The sequence below is a fragment of the Kineococcus indalonis genome, from assembly GCF_009906395.1.
GTDB classification, from domain to species: domain Bacteria; phylum Actinomycetota; class Actinomycetes; order Actinomycetales; family Kineococcaceae; genus Kineococcus; species Kineococcus indalonis.
The window spans coordinates 1-9,959 of sequence record NZ_JAAALM010000094.1 but is presented as its reverse complement, the minus strand read 5'-3'; the positions used below and the strand labels follow the sequence as shown (position 1 = coordinate 9,959).

7 protein-coding genes and 1 pseudogene are annotated in these 9,959 nt (G+C 77.6%); 4 read left to right on the top strand and 4 right to left on the bottom strand.

Going from position 1 to position 9,959, the window contains the following annotated elements; genetic code table 11:
* Window positions 1-196: 196 nt before the first annotated feature.
* Window positions 197-1,231 carry an ATP-binding protein gene (locus tag GTR00_RS06970; protein WP_166610912.1) on the bottom strand — a complete coding sequence of 345 codons (1,035 nt, stop codon included), beginning with the start codon at window positions 1,229-1,231 and terminating at the stop codon, window positions 197-199.
* 241 nt (window positions 1,232-1,472) lie between these two features.
* On the opposite strand from GTR00_RS06970, the gene GTR00_RS06965 reads away from it, so the two are divergent.
* The 4 genes and pseudogenes from GTR00_RS06965 to GTR00_RS25610 all read left to right on the top strand — a co-directional run bounded on the left by GTR00_RS06965 (window position 1,473) and on the right by GTR00_RS25610 (window position 6,586).
* Entirely contained in the window at window positions 1,473-2,186 is a 714-nt protein-coding gene (locus GTR00_RS06965) for a YqjF family protein (protein WP_166610914.1), read from the top strand.
* 136 nt (window positions 2,187-2,322) lie between these two features.
* Window positions 2,323-3,711: pseudogene (locus tag GTR00_RS26305) on the top strand (hemolysin family protein).
* Entirely contained in the window at window positions 3,708-4,748 is a 1,041-nt protein-coding gene (locus tag GTR00_RS06955) for a hemolysin family protein (RefSeq protein ID WP_166610911.1), read from the top strand. Before GTR00_RS26305 ends, GTR00_RS06955 begins: the two are co-directional and overlap by 4 nt.
* A 41-nt stretch (window positions 4,749-4,789) precedes the next feature.
* A complete protein-coding gene (locus tag GTR00_RS25610) occupies window positions 4,790-6,586 on the top strand; it encodes a S9 family peptidase (protein ID WP_166610910.1) in 1,797 nt (598 codons plus the stop codon).
* An 86-nt stretch (window positions 6,587-6,672) separates the two neighbouring features.
* On the opposite strand, the gene GTR00_RS06945 is transcribed toward GTR00_RS25610, so the two are convergent.
* From GTR00_RS06945 to GTR00_RS06935, 3 genes are all read right to left on the bottom strand, one after another.
* The gene (locus GTR00_RS06945; protein WP_166610909.1) at window positions 6,673-7,920 is read right to left on the bottom strand and encodes an Nramp family divalent metal transporter; all 1,248 of its coding nucleotides are present in this window, start codon (window positions 7,918-7,920) and stop codon (window positions 6,673-6,675) included.
* A gap of 106 nt (window positions 7,921-8,026) precedes the next feature.
* Window positions 8,027-8,512 carry a GNAT family N-acetyltransferase gene (locus GTR00_RS23625; RefSeq protein WP_166610908.1) on the bottom strand — a complete coding sequence of 162 codons (486 nt, stop codon included), beginning with the start codon at window positions 8,510-8,512 and terminating at the stop codon, window positions 8,027-8,029.
* Complete coding sequence (locus tag GTR00_RS06935) at window positions 8,505-9,737, bottom strand: MFS transporter (RefSeq protein ID WP_166610907.1); 1,233 nt, start codon at window positions 9,735-9,737, stop codon at window positions 8,505-8,507. The genes GTR00_RS23625 and GTR00_RS06935 overlap by 8 nt, the downstream gene beginning before the upstream one ends.
* Window positions 9,738-9,959: the final 222 nt, after the last annotated feature.

The following is a 9,959-nucleotide window of genomic DNA, read 5'->3' as shown; positions in this document are numbered from 1 at the left end:
CCCGGGAGGCCGAGGCCCGCGCGCGCACGCGGGCCTCGGCCTCCCGGGCGCGCTCGAGCGCGCCCGCCGCCCGCCGCGCGCGCGCGTCGATCTCGCGCTGCCGGTGGGCGATCTCCCGCCGGCGCCGGGTGAAGGGGTCCACGGGCTCCTGCGCTGCCGCCACGCCGCGACGCTAGCCGGAGCCGGGCGCGGGCGCTCAGTCCAGCGGGCCCTGCCACGCGCGCGGCTCGCCGCCGCGCAGCTGCCGGCCGAACTCCTCCACGATCCAGCGCGCCAGCTCCGCCACGTCCGGCGGCTCCTGCGCGGTGAGCAGCTCGCCCGCGCGGCCCAGGTCGTCGACCTGCGCCATGCGCTCGCTCCAGCGCTCCAGCAGCGGCAGGTGGTCCGGGCGCCGGGCGTACTCCAGGTCCACGCACTCCAGCCCGGCGGCCAGGGCGGCCATCTTGCGGGCCTCGGCGGCGTTGAGGTGGCCGCCGTACTCGGCGGTGAGCAGGTCGGTGACGTCCCCGGCGAGCCGCTCCGTGCCCGGGTCGGTGAAGGCGTGCGCCATGCCCAGCAGCCGCAGCTCGCGCAGCACCGCCTCGCGGTGCTCGCGCAGGCGCACCCCGCGCCGCAGCGGGTAGCGCAGCAGCCGCACCGGGGGGCCGTCCACGGACGGCTCCGGCGCCGGGGCGCCCGCGCCGGCGTGCCCGCCGTCCAGGTCCGCGGCGAGCTCGTCGGCGACGCAGGCCCACTCGGCGGCCAGCAGCTCGTCGGCGTCGGGCCCCCGGGTTCCCCGGCCGGGCGGGGGCGCGGCGGTGCTCAGCTCGCACCACACGGTCTTGCCCGTGCCGTCGGGGTGCACCTCGGTGCCGCGGGCCGTGCTGAGCGCGGTGATCAGCGGCAGGCCGCGGCCGGTGGTGGCGGTCAGGCTGCGCGGCACCCACTGCGGGGCCACGGGGGAGGGGTCGGCCACCTCCACGCGCACCACGGGCCCCGCGCCGTGCCCCGCGCCGTGCCCCGCGCCGTGCCCCGCGCCGTGCCCCGCGCCGTGCCCGGGGGCGCGCACGGTGAGCACCAGCGTGCCGCCGGCGTGCAGCACGGCGTTGGTGACCAGCTCGCTGGCGCACACCTCCGCGTCGGCGGCGACCTCCTCGGGGACGGTGCCGGCCAGGACGCGGCGCACGTGCCGGCGGGCGCGGGCGGCGCTGGACGCCTCGGCGGGCAGCAGCACGCGGTCGTCCTCGGGCACGGGCTCCCCCCCTCGCGCTCCCGCGGCACCGGCGGCACCGCGCTCGACGGTCCCCGACGCCACTCCCCGACGCGTCCCCGCGACGCATCTCCATGACGCACCGTAGAGGACGAGTGACCGACGGTCGAAGCCCCGGGGACGCCACGCCCCCCGGCGCGCAGCCCGGTCCCGCGCACCCCACCCTGAGCGGGTGATCGACCGCCTGCCCCCCACGGACGCGCCGCCCCTGGGCGGCGCGGTGATGATGCACCAGCACTGGGACGACATCGCCTTCCTGCACTGGGCCGTCGACCCCGCCCTCGTCGCCCCGCACCTGCCGCCGGGCACCCGCCCCGACGTGCTCGACGGGCGCACCCACGTGGGCCTGCTGCCCTTCACGCTGCGCGGCGCGGCACCCGGGCAGCTGCCCGGGGTGCCCTTCCTCGGCACGTTCCTGGAGACGAACGTGCGCTTCTACTCCGTCGACGACGCCGGCCGGCGCGGCGTCGTCTTCGCCAGCCTGGACGCCTCCCGGCTGGCGGTGGTCCTCGGCGCCCGGGCCGCGTTCTCCCTGCCGTACCGGTGGTCGCGCATGCGCCACGCCCAGCGGGTGCGCGACGGCGCCCGCGAGCTGCTGTGGACGTGCCGCACGCCCGCCGGGGCCACCAGCCGCGTCGCCGTGCGCGAGGGCGAGCCGCTGGACGCCCCGGACGACGTGGCCACCTTCGTCAGCGCCCGCTACGGCCTGCACGTCGCGCACCGCGGGCGCACCCGCTGGATCGCCAACGAGCACGAGCCGTGGCCGCTGCGCCGCGCCGAGGTCCTCGAGCTCGACGACGGCCTGCTGGCCGCCGCGGGGTTCGCCGGGCTGGCCGACCGCGCGCCCGACCACGTGGCCTTCGCCCGCCGCGTCACCACGCGCTTCGCCCCACCGCGGCGGCTGCCGCGGGAACCGGGGCCCGCACCGGGGCGTTGAGCCGGGGGACACCCGCGACCGAACAGGAGAGGACAGCCGCCGCCGTGCGCGACGACCGTTCCGACGACCCCCCGAGTACCCGCCCCGCCACCGCGCAGCCCGCGCGCCCCCGCACCGCCGAGGGGGTGCGCCACCGGTGACGGACGTGCTCACCCTCCTGCTCGGCGTGCTGGTCGTGCTCCTCATCACCGCCGCCACCGCGTACTTCGTGGCGCAGGAGTTCGCCTACATGTCGGTGGACCGCTCCGGGCTCACCGCCCGCGCCGCCGCCGGCGACGGCGCGGCGCGCCGCGCCCTGGCGGTCACCCGCCGCACCTCGTTCATGCTCTCCGGCGCCCAGCTGGGCATCACCGTCACCGGCCTGCTCGTGGGGTACGTGGCCGAGCCGCTCATCGGCGACTCCCTGAGCGCCCTGCTCGGCGGGGTGGGGGTCCCCACCGCCGTGAGCGTGGCCACCGGCGCGGTCCTCGCGCTGGTCTTCTCCACCCTCGTGCAGATGCTCCTCGGCGAGCTGTTCCCGAAGAACTACGCCATCGCCCGCCCCGCGCCGGTGGCCACCCGCCTGGCGCGCTCCACCCTGCTCTACCTGAGGGTCTTCGGCCCGCTGGTGCAGGTCTTCGACCGCTCCTCCAACGCGCTGCTGCGCGCCCTGCGCATCGAGCCGGTCCACGACGTCGAGCACGCCGCGACCGCCCGGGACCTGGAGCACATCGTGGAGGAGTCCCGCGAGAGCGGGGACCTGCCCGAGGACCTGGCCGTGCTGCTGGACCGCGTCCTGGACTTCCCCCGGCGCGACGCGGAGCACGCGATGGTCCCGCGCTCGCGCGTGGACACCGTCGCCGACACCGACGACCTGGGCCTGGTGCGCGCCCTGATGGCCGTGGGCCACTCGCGCTACCCGGTGCTCGAGACCGGCAGCGGCGACGTCGTCGGCGTCGTGCACCTGGCCGACCTGCTCGCCACCGCCGAGCCCGACAGCGCCCCCGTCACCGCCCTCGCCCGCCCGCCAGCTGGCGCAGCACGTCGGGCAGGGCGGTGAGGGTGGAGACGACCAGCGGCGGGCACGAGGAACCAGCTCGCCTGCGTCGTCGACGAGCACGGCGGCTTCGCCGGCGTCGTCACGGTGGAGGACCTCGCCGAGGAGCTCGTCGGGGAGATCACCGACGAGCACGACGAGAGCACCGGGTACGTGCCGGTGCGCGGCGACGGCGTGTGGGAGGTGCCCGGGGAGGTGCACGTGGACGAGGTCGAGCGCGCCCTCGGCGTGGACCTGCCGCGCGGGGACCACGAGACGGTCGCCGGCCTGGCCATCGCCGCCCACGGCGGCCTGCCGCGGCCGGGCACCGTCCTGGACGTGCAGCTGCCCGCCGACCCGGCCGACCTCGCCCTGCGCGCGGAGGCCGCGCCCCGCGTGCTGCGCGTGACGGTCCTGACCGTCGAGCGCCACGTCCCCTCCCGGCTCCGCCTGGAGCTGCCCGACACCACCGCCGCCGACGCCACCACCCACCAGGGGAGCCCCCGATGAGCACCGACGACCCGTGGATCGTCGTGCCCGCCACCGTCGTGATCGTCGCGCTGAGCGCGTTCTTCGTGGCGGTGGAGTTCGCGCTGCTGGCCGCCAAGCGGCACCGCCTGGAGGACGCCGCCGGCACCGCCTCCGGCCGCGCCGCGCTGCGCAGCTCCTCGGAGCTGACGGTGCTGCTGGCCGGCTCGCAGCTCGGCATCACGGCCTGCACCCTGGCCCTCGGCGCGATCAGCAAACCGGCCGTGCACCACTGGCTGACCCCGCTGTTCGGGGCCGTCGGCCTGCCGGCGGTGGCCGCCGACGTCCTGGGGTTCGTCCTGGCCCTGTTCGTCGTCACGTTCGTGCACCTCGTCGTCGGCGAGATGGCCCCGAAGTCCTGGGCCATCGCCCACCCGGAGCGCTCCGCGCTCCTGCTGGCGATCCCGATGCGCGCCTTCATGCGGGTGTTCCGCCCCGTGCTGGAGCTGCTGAACTCCGCGGCCGACGCGCTGGTGCGCCGCGCCGGCGCCGAACCGGCCGACGAGGTCGCCGCCGGGCACGGCCCCGACGCGCTGCGCCACCTGCTGGAGCACTCCGCGAACGTCGGGGCGCTGGACGCGCGCTCCTCCGCGCAGCTGTCCGGGGCCCTGGAGCTGCAGCGGATGACGGTGCGCGAGCTGCTGCGCCCCGGCGCGCCGCTGGCCGCGGTGCCCCCCGGCGCCACCGCCGGGGACGTGCGCGAGGTCACCCGACGCACCGGGCACCTGCGCGTGCTGGTCGGGCAGGGCGAGCGCGTCACCGGCGTGGTGCACGTGCGCGACACCCTCACGGAACCGGACGACGCGGACGTGGCCCCGTTCGTGCGGCCGGTGTTCACCCTGGACGCCGCCACCACCGTGCACGCCGCCCTCGCGCGGATGCGCGAGACCCGCAACCACCTCGCCGTCGTCACGAGCACCGGCACCGGCACCGGCGCCGTGCAGGGCGTGGTCACCCTGGCCGACGTGCTGCGCCGCCTCCTGCCGCGGGAGGCGCCCGCGGCCGCGGCGGCCGGCTGAGCCGGCGCGGCCCGCCGCGCACGGCGTGGCACGATCGGCCGGTGAGCGAACCGCAGGGACCCGCAGCCCCCGAGGTGCCCGTGTGGGAGCGGCGCTTCCGCGCCGGCCGCGTCGGGCTGCCGGAGTGGGCCGAGGACGCCCCCGACCGCTGCGTGGTGGAGGCCACCGTCGGCGGCGTGCTGGAGGTGCACTCCTTCGACGCCGCCACCGGCGAGCTGCGCCGCACCACCGACCGCCCCGAGGGCACCTCCAGCGCCACCATCGACCCGGCCGGGGAGTTCGTGTGGTGGTTCGACGACACCGCCGGCGACGAGTTCGGCGTGTGGCGGCGCCAGCCGTTCGGCTCCGCCCCCGGCGAGGGCGTGGAGGACCCCCTCGGCCTGCCCGCCGCCTACCCGGCGGGCCTGGCCCTCGGCCGCAGCGGCGTCGTGGTCGCCGGCGGCAGCGACGACGACTACGGCACCCGCGTGCACGTCGTCACGGGCGGGCGCTCGCGCCTGCTGTACGAGGACCGCGAGGACGCCTACGTCGGCGACCTCTCCCCGGACGAGCGCTGGGTGGCGCTGTCGCACTCCGAGCACGGCGACTCGCGCCACCCCGACCTGCGGGTGGTGCGCCTGGAGGACGGCGCGACGGTGCGCGAGCTGTCCGACGGGCCCGGCAGGGGCGTCTCGCCGGTGGCGTTCGCGCCCGTGCCCGGCGACCCGCGCCTGCTCGTGGAGCACGAGCGCGCCGGCCGCGCCGAGCTGCTCGTCCTGGACGTCACCACCGGCGAGGAGACGCCCGTGGTGCTCGGCGTGCCCGGGGAGGTGGCCGGCGCGGAGTGGACCCGCGACGCGCGCGGGCTGCTGGTGCTGGTGGACCACCACGCCCGCACGCTGCTGCACCGGGTGGACCTGGGCACCGGCGAGGTCGACGCGCTCGGCCCGCGCGAGGGGACCGTCGGCGCGGCCACCGCCCGCCCCGACGGCGGCGCGTGGCTGGCGTGGTCCTCCGCGCAGCGCCCGCCGGCGGTGCGCACCCTCGCCGGGGACGTGCTGCTGCGCGCCCCGGGCGAGCCGGCCCCGGAGTCGGTGCCCGTGGAGGACGTGTGGGTCGACGGCGAGGGCGGGCGCGTGCACGCGCTGCTGCGCCGCCCGCCGGGCGCGAGCGGCCCGCTGCCGCTGGTGGTGGAGGTCCACGGCGGGCCCACCGCCCACGACACCGACGCCTTCCGCGCCTACGCGGCCACCTGGGTGGACGAGGGCTTCGCCGTGGTCCAGGTGAACTACCGCGGCTCCACCGGGTACGGCTCGGCGTGGCGCGACGCGCTGGAGCAGCGCGTGGGGCACACCGAGCTCGCCGACGTCGCCGCCGTGGCCGACCACCTCGTGGCCACCGGCGTGGCGGACCCGGACCGGCTGGTGCTGGCCGGCGCCTCCTGGGGCGGGTACCTGACGCTGCTGGGCCTGGGCACCCAGCCGCAGCGCTGGGCGGTGGGCCTGGCCGCGGTGCCGGTGGCCGACTACGTCGCCGCGTACGAGGACGAGATGGAGGGGCTGAAGGCCTTCGACCGCTCCCTCTTCGGCGGCTCGCCGCAGCAGGTGCCCGAGAAGTACGCCGACTCCTCGCCCATCACGCACGTGGACGCCGTGCGCGCCCCGGTGCTGGTGCTGGCCGGGCAGAACGACCCGCGCTGCCCGATCCGGCAGATCGAGAACTACCTGGCCCGGCTGGAGGCGCGCGGCGCGGTGCACGAGACGTACCGCTACGACGCCGGGCACGGCTCCCTGCTGGACGACGAGCGGGTGCGCCAGATGCGCGTGGAGCTGGACTTCGTGCGCCGCCACCTGCCCTGACGCCACCCCCGACCGCCCCCGCCGCGGGGCGGGGTCGTCCTGCGGGGTCGTCCTGCGGGGTCGTCCCGCGGGGTCGTCCTGCGGGGTCAGCCGAGGAGCGTCAGGTGCAGCAGGGCGGCGTTGAGGGCGACGACGAGGGTGACGGCGGCGGCCGCCGCGACCCGGGTGCCGCGGCGGTTGACGTGCTCACCCATCAGGGAGCGGTCGCCGGTCAGGCGCACCAGCGGCACCAGCGCGAACGGGATGCCGAAGCTGAGCACCACCTGGCTGACCACGAGCGCGCGGGTGGGGTCCACCCCGACCGCCAGGCACACCAGCGCCGGCACGAGCGTGACCAGGCGGCGCACCAGCAGCGGCACGTCCACGCGCAGCAGCCCCTGCATGATCACCGAGCCGGCGTAGGCGCCCACCGAGGTCGAGGCCAGCCCGGAGGCGAGCAGGCCGATGGCGAACAGCAGCGCCGCCCCGCCGCCCAGGCTGCCCAGGACGGCGGCGTGCGCGCCCTCCAGGGTGTCGGTGCCCTCCACCCCGCGCAGCGCGGAGGCGGCCAGCAGCAGCATGGAGATGTTCACCACCCCGGCCACGACGAGCGCGGCGGCGACGTCGACCCGGGTGGCGCGCAGCACCCGGCGGGTGCTGGCGGCCTCGACGGCGCCGTGGTGGTCGCGGGCCATCGCCGAGTGCAGGTAGATCGCGTGCGGCATGACGGTGGCGCCCAGCATGCTCGCGGCCAGCAGCACCGTCTCGGGGCCGGCGAAGCGCGGCACGAGCCCGGCGGCGGCCTCGCCCGGGTCGGGCGGGGCGAGCACGACGCCGGAGACGAACCCGGCGACGACGACGAGCAGCAGCGCCACCACGGCCGCCTCGAACCAGCGCACCCCGACCCGGTTGTGCAGGGTCAGCAGCAGCAGGGAGGCCGCGCCGGTGATGAGCCCGCCCACCAGCAGGGGCGTGCCGAACAGCAGGTTCAGGGCGACGGCGCCGCCGATGACCTCGGCGAGGTCGGTGGCGACCGCGACGAGCTCGGCCTGCCCCCAGTACGCCAGGCGGGCGGGGGTGCCCAGGCGCTCGCGCAGCAGCTCCGGCATGGTGCGCCCGCTGACGACGCTGAGCTTGGCGGACAGGTACTGCACGAGCACCGCCATGGCGTTGGCGGCCACGAGCACCCACAGCAGCAGGTAGCCGTAGCCGGCGCCGGCGGTGAGGTTGGCGGCGACGTTGCCGGGGTCGACGTAGGCGACGGCGGCGACGAACGCGGGGCCCAGCAGGCGCAGCAGCCCCCGCCGGGGTGCGGGGGTGCGCGCGCGCCCGCCGGTGCGGGTGTCCGTGGTCACGGGGTGACCGTACAGATGATTTCGGCCCCCCGAAACCGGAGCGGTCCCCGCGGGCCGGGACCGCTCCGGGTCCTCGCCGGGTCCTCGCCGGGGCGGCTGCCCGCCGCTACAGCTCCTTGGCGTAGCAGAGGCACAGCGGGCTGTCCGCCCACTGCCCGAACGCCGGGGTGCGCGCGTAGCCCAGCCCCTCGTACAGCGCGACCGCCTCCGGCTGCGCCGTGCCCGTCTCCAGCCGCACCCGGCGCGCGCCGCGCTCGCGGGCGAGGTCCTCGAACGCGGCGACCATCGACGTGGCCACCCCGTGCCCGCGCGCGGCCCCGCGCACGAACACCCGCTTCATCTCCACGCCGCCGGCGAACTCCGCCGGGTCGGCGTCGGCCTGCGCGATGCACCCGGCCGGCTCGCCGTCCAGCAGCCCCAGCAGGAACCGCGTGCCCGGCGCCAGGCGGTACTCCTCCCGGCTGCCCGCGGGGTAGCGGCGCAGCAGCTCCTCGACCGCCTCCACCAGCAGCGCCTCCAGGCGCGCGTCGCCGCGCTCGACGGGCACGACCCGCACGGGGACGCGCACCCCCACGCCCTCCGCCTCACGCACCGGTGCTCTCCTTCTCCCCGCGCGCGGCGGGCGAGCGGCGGCGCTGGGCGGGCACCGCGGCCACGGCCGGGTCCAGCGGGGCGCGCCCGGTGGCGTCGGCGCGGGCGGCGAACGCCAGCACCCCCAGGCCCAGCACCGACAGGCCCGCGGCGACCAGCGCGGTGGAGGCGTAGCCGAAGCCGGCGTCGATGACCGCCCCGCCGGCGAAGGCGCCCATCGCGTTGCCCGTGTTGAAACCGGCCTGCATCGCCGCCGAGGCCATGCTCGCCCCGCCGCCGGCGGCGACGATGCCGCGCGTCTGGATCGAGGAGGACAGCGAGAACGCCACGAACGCGAAGGCGAACACGCCCGCCGCCGCGGCCACCGGCGAGGAGGCCACCGCGAACAGCGCCACGTACACCACCACCAGCGCGGACATCCCCGCCACCAGGGTGCGCTGCACCGACCAGTCGGCCAGCCGCCCGCCCAGCAGGTTGCCGGCGGTGGCGCCCAGGCCGAAGAGCACCAGCACCCACGACACCGACGACTCCGCCAGGCCGGAGACCTCCGTCAGCAGCGGCGAGACGTAGCTGAGGACGGTGAACAGCCCGCCGAAGCCGATGACCGTGATGAGCAGCGTCAGCCACACCTGCCCGCGCCCGAACGCGGACAGCTCCCCGCGCAGCGAGCCGGCGCCCACCCGCACCTCGGGCACCAGGGCGGCGATCGCGGCCACCGTGCCCACGCCGAGGAGCCCGACCAGGCCGTACGTCAGGCGCCAGCCGGCCTGCTGGCCCACCCAGGTGCCCAGCGGCACGCCCACGACGTTGGCCACGGTCAGCCCGGAGAACACCAGCGACAGCGCGCGCCCCTCCTTGCCGGCGGGGGCCAGCGCGCGCGCCACCACCGCCGAGGCGCCGAAGAACGCGCCGTGCGCCAGGCCGGTGAGGAAGCGCGCGCCCACCAGGGTCGCGAACGTCGGCGCCAGCGCGGTGGCGACGTGCCCGGCGGTGAACAGGGCCATCAGGCCCAGCAGCACCTGCCGGCGGGGCCGGGAGTGCGTCAGCGCCGTCAGCGTCGGCGCGCCGACGACGACGCCCAGGGCGTAGGAGGTGATGATCCAGCCGGCGAGCGGGATGGACACGCCGAACGTCTGCGCGACCTGGGGCAGCAGCCCCATGGAGACGAACTCGGTGGTGCCGATCCCGAACGCGCCGACGGCCAGGGCCAGGAGGGCGAGGGGCACGGTGGTGCTTCTTCCTTCGAGCGGTGCGGGTGGGGTGTTCGAGCAGTGCGCCGTCGCCTGTCGACACCCCGATCATCGCGCACGCGGGCGCCGATGTTCCCCCGCCCGCGCGGCGGACCGCCGAAGACGTTGCCCGGCAGCACCTCCCGGGCGTGGCGGGCGCGGGCCGGGACGAGGACGGCCCCCGGCGCGCGGGCGCCGGGGGCCGTCCTCGTCCCGGCC